The organism is Micromonospora sp. CA-263727, from assembly GCF_050942455.1.
Classification (GTDB): Bacteria; Actinomycetota; Actinomycetes; order Mycobacteriales; family Micromonosporaceae; genus Micromonospora.
On record NZ_CP192031.1, the window covers coordinates 2,099,699 to 2,119,073 of the forward strand.

Below are 19,375 nucleotides of genomic sequence, written 5' to 3' on the forward strand. Positions count from 1 at the left end.
CTCCTTGTCATCCGCTCTCAACGGGTCCGGAACGACCGTCACGGGGGAAGGTGCGGCAAGCGGGGAGGTGCAATGTCACACTATAACAGCGCCAGCAAGCGCTCTCACTCGCGCCGCCGCCCCGACGAGGTGCACATGCCCGACTCCGCCACCGCCACCGCCACCGCCCCCGACCTCGTCGTCGTCGGGGCCGGGATCGTCGGTGCGGCCTGCGCCCACCAGGCCAGCCGGGCGGGACTGTCAGTGACCGTCGTCGACAGTGGACCGATCACCGGCGGGACGACCGGGGCCGGCGAGGGAAACATCCTCCTCTCCGACAAGGAGCCCGGACCCGAGCTCGACCTCGCGCTGCTCTCCAACCGGCAGTGGCGGGGCCTGGCCGAGATGCCGCTGGACGGCAGCACGTTCGGCCGGCTGGTGGAACTCGAAACCAAGGGCGGCCTGGTGGTCGCCACCGGCCCGGCGGCCCTGGCCGGATTGACGCGGCTCGCGGCGCGGCAACGGAGACTCGGGGTCGAGGCCGTCGCGGTGCCGGGGGACCGGCTGCGGGAGTTCGAGCCGCACCTGACCGAGGACGTCGCCGGTGGCTACCGGTACCCGCAGGACATGCAGGTGCAGCCGATGCTCGCCGCCGCGCACCTGCTCCGGCTGGCCCGCCGGGCCGGCGCCACCGTGCTGACCCACGAGCCGGTCACCGGCCTTCTGCGCGGCGCCGGGCGGGTGACCGGGGTGCGTACCGTCCGGCGGGACATCCCCGCCGGCGCCGTGCTCAACGCCGCCGGCAGCTGGGCCGGCGAGATCGCCGCCCTGGCCGGCGTCCGGGTCCCGATCGCGCCCCGGCGCGGCTTCGTCCTGGTCACCGAGCCGCTCCCGCCGCTGATCCGGCACAAGGTGTACCTCGCGGACTACATCGCCGACGTGGCCAGCGACTCGGCCGCCCTCCAGACCTCGGCCGTGGTCGAGGGGACGGGAGCCGGCACGGTGCTCATCGGCGCCAGCCGGGAGCGTGTCGGGTTCGACCGGGCGATCTCGCTGCCGGTCCTACGGCAGCTCGCCGCCGGTGCGGTACGCCTCTTCCCGGTCCTGCGCGACGTCGCGGTGATCCGCGCGTACCGCGGCTTCCGGCCGTACTGCCCCGACCACCTCCCGGTGCTCGGCCCGGACCCGCGCGCACCGGGCCTGCACCACGCCTGCGGCCACGAGGGCGCCGGCATCGGTCTCTCCCTGGGCACCGCGCGACTCGTCACGCAGAGCCTGACCGGCGAACCACCCGAGATCGACCTGCACCCGTTCCGCCCCGACCGCTTCGGCCCGGAGGTGCCCCAGTGAGCGAGCGACAGCGAGTGAATCGGCAAGGCAGCGCGGAAAAGGCTCAGGTCGACGCCGAGCGGAGCGAGGTGGCGGCGTGAGCCGCCCACCCGAGTTCGAGATCCTTTTCGACGGCACCCCGCTGCCCTGCCGGGACGGCTGGACCATCGGCGCGGCGCTCACCGCCGCCGGGGTGCGGTCCTGGCGGACCACCCGCCACGGCCAGCGGCCCCGGGGGCTGTTCTGCGGCATCGGCATCTGCTTCGACTGCCTGGTCACCGTCAACGGGCAACCCGCGCTGCGGGCCTGCCTGGTGCCCGCCAGCCCCGGCGACGACGTCCGCACCCAGCCGGGAGCGGATAGATGACCGACCATCGGGTGGACCTCGCGGTGATCGGCGCCGGACCGGCCGGCATGGCGGCGGCCCTGGCCGCGGCCGAGGCGGGGGTACGGGTGGCGGTCATCGACGCCGGCGTACGCCCCGGCGGGCAGTACTGGCGCTTCCCGGCGCCCGGCGCCGGCCCGTTCCGGCCGGCCACCCTGCACCACGGGTGGCGCCGGTTCACCTCGACCGACACCCGGCTCACCGAACTGGCCGGCACCGGCCGGGTGCTCCGGCTGGCCGCGCACCACGTCTGGTCGATCCTGCCGGTCGGCGAGCAGTGGGCGGTGCACTGCGCGCGGGGCGCCGAGCCCCGGCAGCACGGCACCGGCTCCCCCGTCGCCGTGCACGCCGCGCGGCTCGTCCTCGCCACCGGCGCGTACGACCGGCAACTGCCCTTTCCCGGCTGGGAGCTACCCGGCGTGATCACCGCGGGTGGGGCGCAGGCGCTGCTCAAGGGGAACCTCGTGGTGGCCGGTCAGGCCGTGGTGGTCGCCGGCACCGGGCCGTTCCTGCTGCCGGTGGCCGACGGGCTCGCCCGGTACGGCGCGCGGGTGGCCGCGGTCGTCGAGGCGAACAGCCCGCTCGGCTTCGCCCGGTTTCCGCGCGCGGTGCTCGGCGCGACCGGCAAGCTCGGCGAGGCGACCGGGTACGCCGGACGGCTCCTGCGGCGCCGGGTCGCGCTCCGCCACCGGCAGGTCGTGCTCCGCGCCCTCGGCACGGACCGGCTGACCGGCGTGCTGGTCGGCCGGCTGGGCCGGGACGGACGGGTGCGGGCCGGCACCGAACGGCAGATCGAATGCGATGTGCTCGCCGTCGGCTGGGGCTTCACCCCACAGCTTGAGCTGGCGCTCCAACTCGGCTGCGCGACCCGCGTCGACGCGGATCGGAGCCTGGTCGTGACCGTCGACGACGACCAGGCGACCAGCGTCGCCGGGGTGTGGGCGGCCGGCGAGGCGACCGGGGTCGGCGGGGCCGACCTCGCGACGGTCGAGGGCCGGATCGCCGGCCTCGCGGCGGCCACGTCGCTTGGTGCCGACGTCGTCCCGGACGGCCGGGCGCTGCGCCGACGGCGGGGCTCTCTGCGCGGCTTCGCCGCCGCCATGCGCCAGGTCTATCCGATCCCGGAGGCCATGCTGGCGCGGTGCTCCGACGAGACCCTGGTCTGCCGGTGCGAGGAGGTGGACGCGGGCCGCATCCGGCGGGCCGTGGTGGAACTCGGCGCGACCGAGGCCCGCATCGTCAAGCTGCTCGCCCGGCCCGGCATGGGCTGGTGCCAGGGCCGGGTGTGCGGGTTCGCCACCGCCTGCCTGACCGCCCGGCACGCCGGGCGGGCCGTCGCCGAGCCGGACCTGCGGGCCTTCGCGGAGCGGCCGATCGCCACGCCCATGCCCCTGGGCCAGCTGGCCACGCCGCCCGGCGACGTCGCGGCGGACGGCGAGCCGGGGTCAGACCTTCAGTGGTAGGCCGTGTTGATGCAGGCGGAAGCCGTCAAGAGCAGCGGGATCGGCCGCGAGGCGCAGGTCGGGTAGTTGCTGCGCGATCCGCTCGAACATGATCCGGCTCTCCAGCCGGGCCAGGTGGGCGCCGAGGCAGAAGTGGATCCCGTGCCCGAAGGCGATGTGCCGGCGGACGTCGGTGCGGTGGATGTCGAAGACGTGCGGCCGATCGAAGACCGCCGGGTCCCGGTTCGCTCCCCAGAGCGACAGCGCCACCCGGTCGAACGCGGGGATCCGCCCGCCGGCGATCTCGACCTCCTCGAAGGTGAACCGCGGTGGCACGATCTCGACCGGTCCCCGGAACCGGAGCGTCTCCTCGACCACCGCCGCGGCCAGTGACGGATCGTCTCGCAGGGCCTGCCACTGGTCGGGGTGGGTGAGCAGCAGGCGGAGACCGTTGACGATCATGTCGACGGTGGTCTCCTGACCGGCGACGAGCAGCAGTTGCACCAGCGCCACCAGCTCGTCGCGGTCCAGCCGGTCGCCGCGCTCCTCGATGGCCACCAGCTGCGAGATCAGGTCGTCGGCGGGGACCGCCCGACGCCGTGCCGCCAGCTCGTCGAGGTACGCCCCGAACTCCAGGGTTGCCGCCGGGCCGTCGATGCTGGCCGACACGATCGCCGCCGACCAGGCACGGAACCGTGGCCGATCCCGCTCGGGAATGCCGACCAGCTCGGCGATGACGTTGACCGGCACCGGGTCGGCGAGGTCGGCGATCCCGTCGATGTGTCCCTGCTGGCGTGCCCGCGCGACCAGCCGGTCCGCGAGGTCGCCGATCCACGGCTCCAACCGGGCCACCGCCCGGGCCGTGAACCCGCCGCTGACCAGCCCCCGCAGGCGGGTGTGGTCGGGCGGGTCGAGGTTGATGAGCTGGCGCGCCTCGATCCTCGCCACCTCCGACAGTTCGTGCCGGGCGGGCTGCCACATGTCGGGGGAGTGCCGGTGCACCTCGTGCCCGATCGCCGGGTGGCGCAGGGCGTCCAGGACATCGGCGTGTCCGGCGATCACCCAGAACCGGTTGCCCGCGGGATCGACCTGGCGGACCGGAGCACCGCTGGCTCGTACCCGGTCGTAGAACCCGTGCGGGTCGCGGCGGACGGCCGGATCCCACAACTCTGATACGCCGAACTCGGCGGTCACGTCTCCCCCTCGAACCAGAAGTCCACTGTGCCCTTCGGGCGCCCTGCTCAAACGCCCGGCCGACCAGGAGGTTGAGCGCTAACATAGGTATGTTTCTGGGATGTGTCAATGTGGTCACCTTACCCGGCCGTAGGGGTTGACGACCCTCGCGTTAACGCTCACACTCGCTGACAATCACGGATCCTGTGACCGACGACTCGGCCCCTTCCACGGTCGCTCAGGGCGCCGACTTCTGCGGACCAGCGCCATGGTCCTATTGAAGAGGCTTGATGTATTGCGGCCGGCGGACACCACCGGGAAAGGACGATCCTAAGTGGCCCAAACCGAAAAGTTTCCCGTCAGTCGACGGCAGGTCCTTCAGGCATCAGCCATCGGCGTGGCCGCGGTGGCCGCCGCGGGCGCGCTCCCGGCGACCGCTGCCCAGGCGGCGACCGCCACCGGGACGACAGCCGGCCGGACCGGGCTCGACCCGGTTCCGACCGATCTCGGTCCCGGCGCCACCGCCCCGGTCCGGCCGTTCCCGCTCCGCGACGTACGGCTGGGCGACGGCCTGCTCCAGGAAAAGCGCGACCGGATGAAGAGCTACCTTCGGCAGCTCGACGAGCGGCGCTTCCTCGTGCTCTTCAACAACCAGGCCGGTCGGCCCAACCCGGCGGGCGTCACCGCCCCCGGCGGCTGGGAGGACGGCGGCCTGCTCAGCGGCCACTGGGCCGGCCACTTCATGACGGCCCTGGCGCAGGGCTACGCCGACCTGGGCGAGCCGATCTTCAAGACCAAGCTCGACTGGATGGTCGACGAACTCGCCGCCTGCCAGGCCGCGATCACCGCGCGGATGGGCAACGGCGGTCCGGGCGGTGGGGACCCGGAGGAGCCGGAGATCGGTCGGGTCGCCGGCCGCTTCGGCAGCGGGCTCCGCCTGAACGGCCCGAGCCGGGCCGAGCATGTGGCCCTTCCGCAGGAGGCGATCAGCCAGCTGACCGACTTCACCATCGCGGCCTGGGTGAATCTCGCGGCCACCCAGAACTGGAGCCGGCTGTTCGACTTCGGACAGAACAGCACGATCAACATGTTCCTGACCCCGCGCTCCGGCGCCACCGGCAACGCGCCGAGGTTCGCGATCACGGTCAGCGGTAGCGGCGGCGAGCAGCAGATCAACGGCACCACGGCGCTGCCCACCAACCAGTGGGTGCACCTTGCCGTGACGCTCACCCAGAACACGGGCACGCTCTACGTGAACGGCCAGCAGGCGGGCCAGAACACGAACATGACCCTCAGCCCGGCCAACCTGGGCAACCCGGGCAACCGGTGGATCGGCCGCTCGCAGTACGGCGATCCGATGCTGAACGCGACCGTCGACGAGTTCCACATCTTCGACCGGGCACTGAGCCTCCAGGAGGTCCAGTCGCTCCAGGACTCGCCGGCCGGCAGCACCAGCGGCGGCTCGATCGCCTGGTACCGGTTCGAGGAGGAGGGCGGCTCCACGATCCGGGACTCCTCGCCCAACGGCCGTGACGGCGGCATCGTGCCGACCCAGAGCGGCGGGACCGAGCTCTGGGTCCCGACCCACCCGGGTTACCTGGGCGCGATCCCGGAGGACGCGGTGCTCCGACTCGGCCCGCCGCGCTGGGCCGTCTACGGGAGTAACGCCGCCACCAACACCTGGGCGCCCTGGTACACCCAGCACAAGATCATGCGCGGCCTGCTCGACGCGTATTACCACACCGACAACGAGAAGGCCCTCGACGTGGTCACCAAGATGGCCAGCTGGGCGCATCTCGCGCTGACCGTCGGCGACAAGAACCATCCCGCGTACCCCGGTCCGATCACCCGCGACAACCTGAACTACATGTGGGACCTCTACATCGCCGGGGAGACCGGCGGGGCCAACGAGGTGTTCCCCGAGATCTACGCGCTCACCGGCGACGCCAAGCACCTGGCGACCGGCAAGCTCTTCGACAACCGGGAGTCGCTCTTCGACGCCTGCGTGGAGAACCGCGACATCCTCGTCACCACGCCGCAGACCCGGCCCGGCCGACGCCGGCCGGAACGGCTGCACGCCAACTCGCACGTGCCGCAGTTCGTCGGCTACCTGCGGGTCTACGAGCACAGCGGTGATGCCGAGTACCTCCAGGCCGCCAAGAACTTCTTCGGCATGGTCGTGCCGCACCGCATGTACGCCAACGGCGGCACGAGCGGCAACTACCCGGGCTCCAACAACAACATCGAGCTGTTCCAGAACCGGGGCAACATCGCCAACTCGATCGCCGCGGGTGGCGCCGAAACCTGCACCACCTACAACCTGATCAAGCTGGCCCGCAACCTGTTCTTCCACGAGCACGACCCGGCGTACCTGGACTACTACGAGCGGGGCCTGCTCAACCAGATCGCCGGCTCGCGGGCCGACAACACCAACGTCAGCAACCCGCAGGTCACCTACTTCCAGCCGTTGACCCCGGGCAACGCCCGCGGCTACGGCAACACCGGCACCTGCTGCGGCGGCACCGGCATCGAGAACCACACCAAGTACCAGGAGACCATCTACTTCAAGTCGGCCGACGGCAGGGCGCTCTGGGTCAACCTGTACGCGCCGTCGACGTTGACCTGGGCGGAGAAGGACTTCGTCATCACCCAGGAGACCCGGTACCCGCGGGAGGACCGCACCCGGCTGACCGTCGACGGCAGCGGCCCGCTCGACATCAAGCTGCGGGTGCCGGGCTGGGTGCAGAAGGGCTTCTTCGTCACCATCAATGGCGTCAGCCAGGACGTCGCCGCCACGCCCAGCAGCTACCTGACGCTGAGCCGGACCTGGTCGCCGGGCGACACCATCGAGATCCACATGCCGTTCAGCATCCGGATCGAGCGGGCGATCGACCGCCCCGACACGCAGTCGATCTTCTGGGGGCCGGTCATCCTGCAACTGCTCGGGAACCCCGGGGGCGGCAACTTCCGGGAACTGTCCCTGTACCGCCACCTGAAGCGGGACGGCGACTACGCCCGTGCGGCGGTCACCCACACCGGCACCACGGCGGCCGGTGACCCGCTCTTCACCACGCAGGGCCTCAACCTGCGGCCGTACTACGTCGGCGACACTCAGGCCGCCTCGACGTACTTCCGGCGGGTCGAACCGACGATCGTGTTCGGATCCGTCGACAGCGGCGTGCCCAACCGCAAGCGCAACGACGGCCTGCCGAACTACGACATCCCCGTGACGGGCATCCCGTCGCCCGGCACCGACGGCCCGACCTTCCTCGACCTGGTCTGGGACCAGGCGCCCTTCGCCAGCCACAGCCAGTTCGTGTCGACCGTCACCCAGACCGCCGAGGCGTTCGTCGCGGCGGGCGTCTTCAGCACGGCGGAGAAGGATCTGATCGTCTCGCACGCCGTCCAGGCGCGGCAGGAACTCGACCCGCCGCACGCCTGGGATGTCGAGGTCGAGGCGCGCACGCAGATGATCGGCGCCAGCGCCTACGTCTCCGTCAACGCCCGCAACACCGACGACGTGCCGCTCACCATCGAGCTGGTCACCCCGTACGGCTCGCGGACGGTGCCCGGCGTCGCCCCGGGCAAGGCCGCCTACCAGGCGTTCAACAGCCGCAGCGCGTCCGTGCCGGCCGGCACCGCGACCGTCAGGGTCACCGGAACGGTCGACGGAGAGCCGGTGACCGTCCAACTCGAAGTGCCGTACGCCGCTTCCTAGGCCACAAGCCCCCCACCACCGACGGTGGCGGCGTCCTACCGGACGCCGCCACCGCCGTTCTGGCTGCCCGACAGGGGAGCACGGCCCCCGCCGGCCCGCTGCCGCGCCAGCCCGTGGCCGTTCACAGTTTCGTAAGATGTTTCGGGCCGGGGTGGCGGTGGCCCTGGTTCCGTCACAGTCCGGCGGAAGCCGCACGGGGTATTCTTCAGCGGTAGTGAGGGGACCGGCGGTGTGCCAGTGGGCCGAGACCGCACCGAAAAGTCGCCGAAAAGGCTTGCACGCGTACTGTCGCTGGGGATGTCGTCACCGACGCTCGGGCGGCGGCCCGTCGCCGCGCACCACGAAGGTGCCGGGTCGCTGGGAGGGAGCTTCAGATGACGACCGAGCCCGAGGTCCCGGCCAACCGCACGGCCACCCTCACCGACGTCGCCCGGCTCGCCGGGGTGTCGGTCGCCACCGCCTCCAAGGCCATCAACGGGCGCGGCGAGGTGAAGGCGGCCACCCGGGTACGCGTGCTGGAAGCCGCGGAGCTGCTCTCCTTCGCGCCGAACGCGCTGGCCCGCAGCCTGCTCAGCGGCCGGACCGGGACCGTCGGCCTGATCACCAGCGACCTGGAGGGGCGCTTCTCGATTCCCATCCTGATGGGCGTGGAGGACGCCTTCGGGGCGGGTCAGGTCTCGGTCTTCCTCTGCGACGCACGAGGTGACGCGATCCGGGAGCAGCACCACGTACGGGCGCTGCTGTCCCGGCGGGTGGACGGTCTGATCGTGGTGGGCTCCCGTACCGACCACCGCCCGCCGCTGGCCGGCAACATCCCGGTGCCGGTCGTCTACGTCTACGCCCCCTCCGCGAACCCGGCCGACATCTCGATCATCGTCGACAACGTGGGCGGCGGCCGGCTCGCCATCGAGCACCTGCTGTCGTGCGGCCGGCGCAACATCGCCCACATCACCGGCGAGGCCGGCTTCCAGGCGGCCCGGGACCGCGCCGACGGCGCGGCGGCGGCGCTCGCCGACGCCGGCCTGCGGATGATCGGCCACCGGCCGTACTTCGGGTCGTGGGACGAATCCTGGGGGCGCGCCGCGGCACACATGGTCGTCGAGCAACACCCCGAGGTCGACGCGATCTTCTGCGGCAGCGACCAGATCGCCCGCGGCGTGCTGGAGACGCTGCGCGACCTCGGCCGCGACGTGCCGAGCACCACCTCCGTGATCGGCTTCGACAACTGGGACGCCATCGCCGCGCACTCCCGCCCCCGCCTGACCAGCATCGACATGAACCTCAAGCGCCTTGGCGCGGTGGCCGGCCAACGGCTCTTCGCGGCCATCGACAGCACCACCGCGCCCAGCTCGGAGGAGTTTCCCGGCCGCCTCGTGATCCGCGAGTCGACCGTGCCCGTCGGCTGAGATTCGGAGATCAGCCGCTGCGCAGGCGCACGGTTGCGGACCGGCCCAAGGTCACGCTCGATCCACGATTGAGTGGCTTCCTTGGCCCGTCGATGCCACTCGATCCCGGATCGAGCGTGGCCCCGACCATCGCGCCGCTGGTTGCTTTGATCTCCAACAGCCCTACCGAGGCGGCGTTGGACTGCAACACCACCCGTAGGCGGGATGTGCTCACCGTCGGGAAGGTGACGCGGTTGTACTGGTTGATGGCGGTCGGGTAGCCGCTGGCGCCGGGGACGTCGGCGTAGGCGGCGCCGGTCCAGTACTGCAACCGCCAGGACGCCGGCAGCCGGACGCCGCCGTTGTCGTCGAAGAAGTAGACCTCCGCCGCGCTCAGCGTCTGCGCGGAGGGCCAGGTCAGCTCCGCCCACTGTTGGCCCTGGTTCGGCCAGGTTCCCCAGCGGGGGTTGACCGTGTCGTTCGACGACGGCGGGTCGATGCCGTCGTTGAGCGCGGCCACCGACTCCCAGGGTGAGGTGTACGACGCCGAGGGGGTCGCCGAGCCGGCCAGGTTCCCCGACGGTGGCGGGCTGCCGCCTCGGGCGTACAGCTTGACCTCGGTCAGGCCGGTGCGGAAGCCGGCGGCGTGGGTCACCTGCACCCGGAGGCGCTGGGTGCTGACCGGGGCGAACTGGACCCGGTTGTAGTTGGCGCGCGCCGCCGCCGGTGTCCTGACCTGCGAGGCGGCGGTGATCCAGGTGCTGCCGTTCCAGTACTGGACGGTGTAGGACGCCGGCGCCCGGTAGCGGTTGCCGGCGCGATCGTCGCGGAAGTACAGCCAGGCGTCGTCGACGGTCCGGGCCTGGCCGAGGTCGACCTCGTACCAGTCGGTGGCGTTCGGCGACCCGAAGCTGCCCCAGATCGGCGCGTTGGTGGGGAAGCCGTCGACCGCCGCGCCGGTCGAGGTGCCCGAGGCGGTGTACGACGCCGACGTGGTGGCGCCCTGGGCCAGGTTCGGCGTGGTCGAGGTCAGGTCGACGCCGGCCTTGGCGAACATGTCGACCATCCGGGCGCTGGTCTGGCTGACGTTCTGCGGCAGTTGCAGCCCGGAGAACGCCGCGCTGAAGGTGGTGGTGCCACCCGCCGGCAGGGTGACCGCCCCGGTCGCCGGGTTGTAGAGCACCCGGGTCAGCCGGTCCACGGTGACCACCCGGTTGCCGTTGAGGTAGATGGAGTAGCCCTGCGGGACACCCGGGTAGCGGGTGATCCCGTCGGCCGGGTCGTCCCAGACCACGCTCAGGTTGGCGTTGCGGTACCGCAGGTTGTTGACCGCGAAGTGGGACCAGCCGATGTTGATCGGCGACAGCTCGATGGTGTTGTCGGTGCGTGGCCGCAGGCCGGCCACGTCCTCGACGATCGTCCAGTTGCTGCTGCCCAGGATGTTGTGGTGGATCCAGGACCGGTAGGTGATCGACGAGCCGTTCCAGTTGGACCAGAACTCGTTGGCGTCCGGCCACTGGGTGTTGCCGTTGACGTACTGCGCCCAGACGTTCCAGTAGAGCAGCTTCTTGTAGTGCTCGGCGGTCATCCACTGGTTGGGGTAGTTGCGCAGCACCGAGGAGTAGAGCCGGAACTGCACGGTGGAGTTGATGGTGGAAAAGTTGTTGCTGCCCGGGTTGCCGGCGGCCGCCGCGGCGGCCTTGTCGCGCTGGTTGGCGGTGTAGAAGGGGAAGATCGGATATTCGGCCGGGTCGTCGAAGAGCCGCAGCGCCTCGCGGTAGGTGGCGGTGTTCGGCATCAGCCCGACGGCGTACGGGTAGTAGTTGTTGATCTCCTTCCATGGCACGTGGGTGTTGGTGGCGACGTGCCGGTGCTCCAGCAGCTGCCGGCTCGGGTTCCACAGCACGTTGACGATGCCGTCGCGGACCCGGTTGGCCAGGGTCTGCATCTCGGTGGCCTTGGCGGTGTTGCCGAGCACCGTGTACGCCTGCGCGGCGGCCAGGGCGTTGCTGTAGACGTACGCCCCCTCGGCGCGGTCGAGGTTGCCGGAGCGCCAGTGGAACGACACCGCGTCGGCGTCGTTGCCGGTCATCGCGCCCCAGTTGTACTCGATGACCCCGTTGTTGTTGGTGTCGTAGGTGGCCAGCTGGCCCTTGACGTCCATCTCGGCGTACCGGGCGAAGTTGTGCAGCATCGCCGGCTGCCCGCCGTGCAGCTGGTACGCCCGCCAGGCCGCCTCGGAGAGGTACTGCGTGTAGCTGTTCGACCAGTTCTCGGGGTCACCGGGGTTGTCCATGAACCGGCCGTTGGCCGAGGACTGCCCGACCGACAGCCACGGCCCGTACGAGTAGATCGGGTTGCGCAGGTACTTCAGGTCGTCGACGTGCATCGGCTGGGTCAGCACGATGGCGTTGTTGTACCCGGTCACCCCCTCGATCGAGGTGGGGAACTGGAAGTCCTGGCCGGGGATGTCGGCGTCCAGGTGGTTGAAGCGCATCAGCCACCAGCGGTAGTAGATGTTCTTCTTGATGGCCGGGTCGGGCACGTCGAGGTAGGGCACGTTCTCCGCCCACCAGCGGTTGTAGTCGCGTACGTGGCTGGCGCTGGCGCTGGCCGGGGTGGCGTTGCGGTAGCTGGTGTACTCGGTCAGCGACTCGGGGATCTCGTCGGTGACGAAGCCGAGCTGCACCTTCGTGGTGACGCTCTGCCCCGCGCCGAGGGTGACCGAGCGGTTCAGGCCGCCGCTGCTGACGGTGAAGCCGTCCCCGGAGAGCCGCGGGCGGATGGTGGTCAGGTTGTTCTTCACCTGCCGGCTGCCGGTCAGCTCGCTGCCGCTGCCCGAGGCGGCGTACGGCGAGGTGGCCCGCAGTTGCACGGTGCTGCTGGCCGAGCCGGTGTTGGTGACGGTCAGGTTGGTCACCGCGACGTTCTGGTGGGTGATGAACTTGGTGACGTCGACGCGGAGCGAGCCTCCGGTGTGGACGCTGCGCCAGTGGCTCGGCGCCTGCCAGCGCTGCGCCACCTGCTCGGTGAGGGTGCCCGAGCCGACCGTGATGGTGTAGGCGCCCTGGCTGCTGATGTTGTCCCAGTAGGCGGTGTTGCCGCCGAAGCCGATCACCGACGGGTTGTGGGTGTACATGAACAGCCCCCGGCCCCGGCTCATCAGCCAGGTGCCGGCCGGGTCGTTGCCCGGGCGGGCCAGCAGCCGGTCCATCCAGAAGTCGGTGCCGGCGCTCTCCGCGTCGTAGATGGCCTGCATGGTGTTGCCGGTGGAGTAGCCGACCGGCGGCGTCGGCACGGCCGGCCCGGAGAAGGTGGGGTAGCCGATGGTCTGCTCGGCCTGCGCCGGCGCGCCGGTGACCACCAGGGCGCCGGCGGTCAGGGTCGCGGTGACGAACGCGGCCAGCGCCGCGCGTACGGGCTGGATTCCGCTCATGACTGGAACGCCATCCATTCCAGGACTCCGGTGGAGTAGCCGGCACGGGAGGTGATGTTCAGCCGGAGCCGGGTCGTGCTGACCGGGCTGAACGTGGTGACGTTGTAGGTGTCACCGGCCACGCCGCAGGTCGACTGGTTGGGCACGTTGACGTATGCGCTGCCGTTCCAGTACTGCACCTGGCAGGAGGCGGGCAGGTCGATGCCCTGGTTGTCGTCGAACCAGTAGGTGGCCGTGCGGTTGATGTTCTGCGCGGCCGGCCAGCGGTACTCGATCCACTGGGTGCCCTGCTGCGGCCAGTTGCCGTACGCCAGGTTGCTGCGGTCGGCGGAGTTGGTCGGCACGCCGCCGTTGTTGATCGCGGCGAGGCTCTCCCAGGCGGAGACGTGCGAGGTGGAGGCGGTGGCGCTGGTTGCCAGGTTGGTGCCGGCCGGCGGCTGGACGCCGCCGCCGGGGTTGGGCGGCGGACCGGTGCTGGTCTGCACCACCGGCTGGATGGTGCCGTCGGCGTTGAAGTACATCCGGTCCACCGCGACGGAGCGGCGGAAGTTGCCGCCGCCGGGGGCGTTGGCATTGTGGTACACCATGTACCACTGGCCGTTGAGCTGCGCCACCCCGGCGTGGTTGGTGGTCGAGGAGACCTGGCCGAGCACGACGCCCCGGTGGGTCCACGGTCCCATCGGGTTGGTGGCGGTGGCGTAGCGCTGGCAGGCGTAGCTCGACGAGGTGACGCAGCCCTGGGTGTCGTTCGCCGCGTAGATCATGTAATAGAGGCCGTTGCGCTTGAACATGAACGGGGCCTCCCAGAAGTTGGTCAGCCCCTGCGGGGTGACCACCGAGCCCACCGTGTCGATCATGTTGCTGGCCAGCCGGACCGCCCGGGCGCCCCAGTAGCCGCCCCAGTACAGGTACGCCTGGCCGTCGTCGTCGACGAAGACGGTGGGGTCGATGTTCAGCGGCGAGGAGTTCGGCGTGCTGTCGCTGATCAGCGGCCCGCCCTTGGCGTCGGTGAACGGGCCGAGCGGGCTGTCGGCGACGGCGACGCCGATGTCCATCCAGCCGGCGCCTCTGCCGTTGACCGAGGTGTACCAGTAGTACCGGCCGTTGCGGTACTCGACCTCGCTGGCCCAGGCGTCGGCGCCGGCCCAGGGAAAGGTGCCGATGTTCGCCCGAGCGCCGTGGTGGGTCCAGTTCGCCGCGTCGGTGGAGGAGAGCACGTGCCACTCGCGCATGACGAAGTTGTTCGTGCCCACCGGCGCTTCGTCGCGGCCGGCGTAGATGTACATCGTGTTGCCGACCACGAGCGGCGCGGGATCGGCGGTGTAGATGGTGGTGATGACGGGGTTGGCGGCCGAGGCCGGGGAGGCGAGGGCCGGGCCGGCGGCCAGCACGGCGGCGCAGCCGGCGGCCAGGACGCGGACAAGGGGTCGTCGTCGCACGGGGGTCTCCTGTCGGGGGAGCGGGACGGGCGGTGCCGGCACCCCGGAGTTGGTGCCGGCTACTGACTGGTGGGGTGCGGGGCGGTGGTCCTGGCCGCGGAGAGCGCGCGGGCGTACCCGCGGAAGCCGCCGACCGTGGCGTTCCGCTGGGCGGTGCCGGCGTCGCCGGCCAGGAGGGGAGTGGACGGCATCGCGTCCTCCGAGATAGTGATTGGCATCACTGCCTGCCGTCACCCTGCCGTACGAAAACCTTTTCGGCAAGATGTCAGGCAGGTAAACTTCACCCCCGCCCGGCACCCGCCGTCGCCTTTTCCCGGGGCAGCCCACGCACTACCCTGGCCGGGGGCGCGGGGTCCGGCGAGCAACCGCTGTTGCCCGGAGAATGGCGCGAAAGGCTTTCGGTGGGCCGACGACGATCGCAGTCAGTGACGCTGAGCGATGTGGCGAACCGTGCCGGCGTCTCGGTGGCCACCGCCTCCAAGGCGCTGAACAGTCGCGCCGAGGTCGCCCCGGCCACCCGGGAACGGGTGCTGCGCGCCGCCGCCGAGCTCTCCTTCCAGCCCAACGCGTTGGCCCGTGGACTGATCTCCGGACGCACCCGGACGGTCGGGCTGCTCACCGACGAACTCGGCGGGCGGTTCGCCATACCGATCCTGCTCGGTGCCGAGAACGCCCTCGGCAACGGGCAGATGTCGGTGCTGCTCTGCGACGCGCGCGGCGACGCGATCCGCCGCCAGCACTACATCCGTACCCTGCTGGCCCGCCAGGTCGACGGGTTCATCGTGGTCGGTGACAGCAACGACCTGCGCCCGTCGTTGACCCAGGACATCCCGGTCCCGGTGGTCTACGCCTACGCCGAGTCGACCGACCCGCGCGACCTGTCGATCGTCGCCGACGACGAGGGCGGCGCCCGGCTCGCCGCCGAACACCTGGTGACCCAGGGCCGGCGCCGGATCGGGCACATCACCGGGCCGGAGACCTACCGCGCGGCCCGCGACCGGGCGGCCGGGCTACGCGCCGTGCTTGCCGAGGCGGGACTCGCCCCGGCCGGCGAGCCGATCTACGGCGAGTGGTCGCAACGCTGGGGCCGGCACGCCGGACGCCTGCTGCTGGCCGCCCGGCCGGACGTGGACGCGATCTTCTGCGGCAACGACCAGGTCGCCGCGGGGGTGGCCGACGCGCTGCGCGACCTCGGCCGGCGAATCCCGGACGACGTGGCGATCGTCGGGTACGACAATTGGGAGTTCTTCGCCGCGGACTGCCGCCCGCCGCTGACCACCGTGGACCTCAACCTCGAACAGCTCGGCGCGACCGCGGTCAAGCACCTCTTCGCCGCCCTGGACGGCAGGAGCGACGCCGGCGTGATCCGGCAACCCGGCCGCCTCGTGATACGCGACTCCACCAGCCTGGCCTCCGGCGTTCCTGGTATGTCACCGCCCCGGGAGGGGTAGCTGCGTACCAAGATCCGTGAAGGCGGCAGTGCTACGTCGGGTGATCAGTTCGGGGAGCAGAAGGGTCCGGCGGAGGATCGGCGGGGCCCCGATCGGGTCCAGTTGCGAGAGCAACAGAGCCAGGCTGCTGCGACCGAGTTCGGCGAAGTCCTGCCGCACCGAGGTCAGTGGCGGCAGGTAGTGCGCGCCGTCCGGGGTGCCGTCGAAGCCCACCACGCTCACCTCGTCCGGGACCCGCCGGCCGGCCTCGTGCAGCGCCCGCAGCACGCCGAGGGCGAGCTGGTCGCTGGCACAGAAGACGGCCGTGACGGAGCGGTCGCGGGCCAGCTCCCGGCCCTGCTCGTATCCCGCGTCGGCACTCCAGTCACCGGGCAGCACCGCGGGTATCGGCGCACCAGCGGCCCGGAGGGCGTTGCGCCAGCCGTAGACCCGTTCGCCCGCCTCCGGCCAGTCGACCGGACCGGCCACGTGGTGCACGGTGGCGTGCCCCAGGTCGAGCAGGTGGCGGGTGGCCAGCCGCGCGCCGGCGGCGTTGTCGATCTGGGCGCTGGGAATCGCGTCGGTGCAGCCGCCGCCGACGGTCACGCAGGCCAGTCCGGCCGACGGCTGGGTCAGCGCGCTGGCCATGCTGGCCTTGGGCGCGATGGCGATGATCCCCTCGACCGACTGGCGACGTAGCCAGTTGACCGCGTCGAGCACCGACCGACGGTCGAGATTACGCACGCTGGCCACGCTGACGAAGTAGCCGGCGGCCCGCGCCGCGCCCTCGATCGCGTACAACATGGAGGTCGGCCCGTAGAGCGGGCTCTCGTAGCCGACGATCCCGAGCGTGCCGGAGCGCCGGGTGACTAGCGCGCGGGCGGCCGGATTCCGTTGGTAGTCCAGCGCCTGCATGGCGGCCAGCACCCGCTGCCGGGTGTCGTCCGCGACGTACGGATGTTCGTTGATCACTCGGGAGACCGTCTGGGCGGACACCCCCGCCAGCTCGGCGACGTCGCGCATGATCGAACCGCCGGGGCGTCTGGCCAGCCGGTCGGCGCGGCTGCTGTGCGACGTGGCGGATCGGGCCGGCCGTGGGCCGCCCGCCGTTGCGCGGCCATTGTTCTCGATCACAACCTGCCCCCCTCATCCAGGAGCCCCTCGGCGTACGCGGACGCGCCGCCGAGGGGCTGTTGCTCCCTCGTCGAGCCTCGATCGACCCGGTGGCCTGGCCTTCGACAATGGACGTCGAAAACGATTTCGGCAATGCCCTACCGAAAATCATGGTGCTCACCAGGCACGGGAGCGTGGATCTTCGTCGCGGCCGGCCGGCACATCGAAACGGGTCGTCGCGGCGGGCGGACCGGAGGAGGCCCGGCCGGCCACCGGCCCGGACCGGTCAGCGCGCCTGGCAGGTGAGGCTGGGCGCGGTGTTCGCCGCCCCGGCCGACCCGATGAAGCCGAAGCTGGTTGTCGCACCGGCGGCGAGGTTGCCGTTCCACGCCGCGTTGGTCGCCGTCACGCTCGCCCCGTTGCCGGCCACCGCTGCGCCCCAGAACTGGGTGACCGTCTGACCGTTGGTGAACGTCCAGGTGACGGTCCAGCCGGAGATGGCGGCGTTGCCGGCCCGAACGGTGACCTCGGCCTGGAAGCCGCCCTGCCACTGTCCGGTCACCGCGTAGCTGGCCGTGCAGCCGCCCGGTCCCGGGGTCGGGGGCGCGCTGGTCGGGGTGGGCGTGGTTGTCGGCGGCGTCGGGCTCGGCGTGGCGGTGGGGGTCGGGGTGGGATTGGTGCCGCCGAGCGCCAGCTGGGCGTCGGTGAACAGGGTGTACGACGGGTTGATGTCGGTCTCGCCGGGGCCGCCGTCGCAGCGCCGGTCCGGGTTGAAGATCAGGTAGGTGCCGGAGCTGCACGCCGTCGCCGGCTCGGCGTCGCCGCCGATCACGACGGAGCCGCCGAGGTTGGCCCCGCCCTGGACGAGCGCGTTGTTCTTGACCACCGCGTTCCCGCCGACGGTGGCGCCGCTGTTGACCCAGGCGAGGTCCTCGATGCGGGCGTTGCCGTTGACGGTGCTGTTGCCGTAGACGGCGGCCCGCGGCCCGACGTAGGCGGTCGCGGCGACGGTGGCGCGCGCATCCACCCAGCCACCGCCGTTGCTGTGCCAACGGCCACCGCCCGGGGCGGCCGGCCGGACATGGCCGGGTTCGTGGCCGGACGGGATGGCCCCGCTGACCCGGAACTGGTACGGGTAACGGTAGTTGCGCGGGTAGCCCTCCAGGAAGGCGTACCGGTGCACCACCCCCGGCGCGCCGGTGACCACCAGGTACACCTCCCGCTCGCCGGGCTGGGTCTGGAAGCTGATCTCGGCGTCGGTGGCCACGGTGAGGGGTCCGTACCGGGGCACGCCGTTGCGGACCGCCACGAAGCCGAAGGTCCAGCCGGAGTTCGCGGCGGCGTTGACGTGCCCGCGCAGTCGCAGCCGGATCAGGCCGCCGTCCTGCTGCGGCACCAGCTTGATCTTGTTGTAGCCGTAGTCGGACGGGGCCAGGGCGTCCGGGATGCGGAAGTGGCCGGCGGCGGCGTTGACCGCGTCGACCGGTACCCCGTTGTAGGCGGTGATGAACGGGTAGAGGCGGTTGATGAACGGCATGAAGTCGGCGCGGTTGGTGTAGTCCCAGGTGACGTTGCGCTGGGCGTACTCGCCGACCCGCCGGTTCAGCTCGGCCTGGCTGATCCCGGTGATCCGGCGGTACGTCTCCAGGGGATGTTCGGTGTTGCGGGCCTCGTTCCACAGCCGGTTGAACATCGCCAGCCCGTCCCGGTCCTTGATGTACTGCGGCAGCATCCAGGCCCCGTAGTGGTGGCGGCTGCTGCTGTAGGCCAGGTTCTCGGTGCGGATGAACCGGGTGAGGTCGCCCGCGGCGGTGGTCGGGTAGACCTGCATGGCCATGAACTCCGCGCTGGCCTCCCAGAAGGTGCCCGCCGACGGGTGGGTGAAGCCGTAACCCGATCGGCCGAGGAACGTGTAGTTCTGGAAGACGTGGGCGAGTTCGTGGGCCAGCCCCCAGGAGCCGGGCTGGGCGGCGCCCGGGGCGATGTTGATCACGCCGACCCGGCCGTCGGTCGACCCGCCGGTGGCCCAGGCGTCCAGCGGGGCGTTGGACCAGGTCCGGGTGACGATAACGACGATCTTGTGTTGCGCCAGCAGCCCGGTCTCCGGGGTGAAGCGCATGTCGTTGACGTAGAAGGAATACAGGCGTTCGAGCTGGTCGAGAATGTTCGCGGGGTCGAACCGGTACTCGCCGGCCGCGTTGCGCGGATCGGTGCCGGAGCGGTCACCCCAGAGCAGGATGAAGTTGGCGGACTCCCGCGTCCGCTCCGGAACCCACGGCACCTCGCCGGTCTGCGTCCACCGTGCCGGGATCCACACCGTCTTCGCCGCCGCGACGGCCGGCGACATGTTCGGCAGCCCGAGTGGAACCGCCAGCGCCAGCGCGGCGACGATCACCAGAAGCAGGCGGGGCCAGCGGAAGCCGGCCCGACCCTGCCGGGTCACAGTCATCTCAACGCACACTCCAGACATGGATGGTCGAAACAGTTGGGATCGACGCCCGGACCGGGCGCCGCGGGCGGCCAGGCGCACCGACGCCGACCGGACG

The 19,375-nt window shown here is 71.3% G+C and carries 12 protein-coding genes; 6 read left to right on the forward strand and 6 right to left on the reverse strand.

The features are described 5' to 3' along the window. The first annotated feature begins 72 nt into the window (after nucleotides 1-72). From ACQPYA_RS09580 to ACQPYA_RS09590, 3 genes are all read left to right on the forward strand, one after another. Complete coding sequence (locus ACQPYA_RS09580; RefSeq protein WP_433532253.1) at nucleotides 73-1,329, forward strand: NAD(P)/FAD-dependent oxidoreductase; 1,257 nt, start codon at nucleotides 73-75, stop codon at nucleotides 1,327-1,329. Between the two features lie 76 nt (nucleotides 1,330-1,405). Continuing rightward, nucleotides 1,406-1,675 (forward strand): (2Fe-2S)-binding protein, encoded by a 270-nt coding sequence (locus ACQPYA_RS09585; RefSeq protein WP_433532254.1) that lies wholly within the window; start codon nucleotides 1,406-1,408, stop codon nucleotides 1,673-1,675. Then, on the forward strand, nucleotides 1,672-3,156 hold the full coding sequence (locus ACQPYA_RS09590) for an FAD-dependent oxidoreductase (RefSeq protein WP_433532255.1): 1,485 nt from the start codon (nucleotides 1,672-1,674) through the stop codon (nucleotides 3,154-3,156). The genes ACQPYA_RS09585 and ACQPYA_RS09590 overlap by 4 nt, the downstream gene beginning before the upstream one ends. Here the strand turns inward: ACQPYA_RS09590 and ACQPYA_RS09595 are convergent. Next, on the reverse strand, nucleotides 3,139-4,329 hold the full coding sequence (locus ACQPYA_RS09595; protein WP_433532256.1) for a cytochrome P450: 1,191 nt from the start codon (nucleotides 4,327-4,329) through the stop codon (nucleotides 3,139-3,141). The genes ACQPYA_RS09590 and ACQPYA_RS09595 overlap by 18 nt on opposite strands. 313 nt (nucleotides 4,330-4,642) lie before the next feature. Here ACQPYA_RS09595 and ACQPYA_RS09600 point away from each other — a divergent pair, with 313 nt between their 5' ends. Both ACQPYA_RS09600 and ACQPYA_RS09605 read left to right on the forward strand, forming a co-directional pair. Further along, complete coding sequence (locus tag ACQPYA_RS09600; protein WP_433532257.1) at nucleotides 4,643-8,026, forward strand: beta-L-arabinofuranosidase domain-containing protein; 3,384 nt, start codon at nucleotides 4,643-4,645, stop codon at nucleotides 8,024-8,026. A 374-nt stretch (nucleotides 8,027-8,400) separates the two neighbouring features. Further along, nucleotides 8,401-9,432, forward strand: coding sequence for a LacI family DNA-binding transcriptional regulator (locus ACQPYA_RS09605; protein WP_433532258.1), 1,032 nt, complete (start codon nucleotides 8,401-8,403; stop codon nucleotides 9,430-9,432). Nucleotides 9,433-9,442: 10 nt separating this feature from the next. Here the strand turns inward: ACQPYA_RS09605 and ACQPYA_RS09610 are convergent, their stop codons facing one another. From ACQPYA_RS09610 to ACQPYA_RS09620, 3 genes are read right to left on the reverse strand one after another with little or no spacing between them, the layout of a single operon-like run. Beyond that, entirely contained in the window at nucleotides 9,443-12,847 is a 3,405-nt protein-coding gene (locus tag ACQPYA_RS09610; protein WP_433532259.1) for a discoidin domain-containing protein, read from the reverse strand. Then, entirely contained in the window at nucleotides 12,844-14,286 is a 1,443-nt protein-coding gene (locus ACQPYA_RS09615; RefSeq protein WP_433532260.1) for a glycoside hydrolase family 43 protein, read from the reverse strand. Before ACQPYA_RS09615 ends, ACQPYA_RS09610 begins: the two co-directional genes overlap by 4 nt. 59 nt (nucleotides 14,287-14,345) lie before the next feature. Continuing rightward, a complete protein-coding gene (locus ACQPYA_RS09620; protein ID WP_433532261.1) occupies nucleotides 14,346-14,477 on the reverse strand; it encodes a hypothetical protein in 132 nt (43 codons plus the stop codon). Between the two features lie 210 nt (nucleotides 14,478-14,687). Here ACQPYA_RS09620 and ACQPYA_RS09625 point away from each other — a divergent pair, with 210 nt between their 5' ends. Continuing rightward, nucleotides 14,688-15,737, forward strand: a complete 1,050-nt coding sequence (locus ACQPYA_RS09625; RefSeq protein ID WP_433532262.1) for a LacI family DNA-binding transcriptional regulator — start codon at nucleotides 14,688-14,690, stop codon at nucleotides 15,735-15,737. On the opposite strand, the gene ACQPYA_RS09630 is transcribed toward ACQPYA_RS09625, so the two are convergent. Both ACQPYA_RS09630 and ACQPYA_RS09635 read right to left on the reverse strand, forming a co-directional pair. Beyond that, nucleotides 15,717-16,739, reverse strand: a complete 1,023-nt coding sequence (locus ACQPYA_RS09630) for a LacI family DNA-binding transcriptional regulator (protein WP_433532263.1) — start codon at nucleotides 16,737-16,739, stop codon at nucleotides 15,717-15,719. The two genes, ACQPYA_RS09625 and ACQPYA_RS09630, sit on opposite strands and share 21 nt — an antisense overlap. A 376-nt stretch (nucleotides 16,740-17,115) precedes the next feature. Continuing rightward, complete coding sequence (locus ACQPYA_RS09635; RefSeq protein ID WP_433532264.1) at nucleotides 17,116-19,278, reverse strand: DUF6055 domain-containing protein; 2,163 nt, start codon at nucleotides 19,276-19,278, stop codon at nucleotides 17,116-17,118. Nucleotides 19,279-19,375: the final 97 nt, after the last annotated feature.

Coding starts and splice junctions, on each gene's coding strand:
- ACQPYA_RS09590 (WP_433532255.1), top strand. CDS start 1,672: ATGACCGACCATCGGGTGGACCTCGCGGTGATCGGCGCCGGACCGGCC.
- ACQPYA_RS09580 (WP_433532253.1), top strand. CDS start 73: ATGTCACACTATAACAGCGCCAGCAAGCGCTCTCACTCGCGCCGCCGC.
- ACQPYA_RS09605 (WP_433532258.1), top strand. CDS start 8,401: ATGACGACCGAGCCCGAGGTCCCGGCCAACCGCACGGCCACCCTCACC.
- ACQPYA_RS09610 (WP_433532259.1), bottom strand. CDS start 12,847: ATGAGCGGAATCCAGCCCGTACGCGCGGCGCTGGCCGCGTTCGTCACC.
- ACQPYA_RS09620 (WP_433532261.1), bottom strand. CDS start 14,477: ATGCCGTCCACTCCCCTCCTGGCCGGCGACGCCGGCACCGCCCAGCGG.
- ACQPYA_RS09635 (WP_433532264.1), bottom strand. CDS start 19,278: ATGACTGTGACCCGGCAGGGTCGGGCCGGCTTCCGCTGGCCCCGCCTG.
- ACQPYA_RS09630 (WP_433532263.1), bottom strand. CDS start 16,739: ATGCGCGACGTCGCCGAGCTGGCGGGGGTGTCCGCCCAGACGGTCTCC.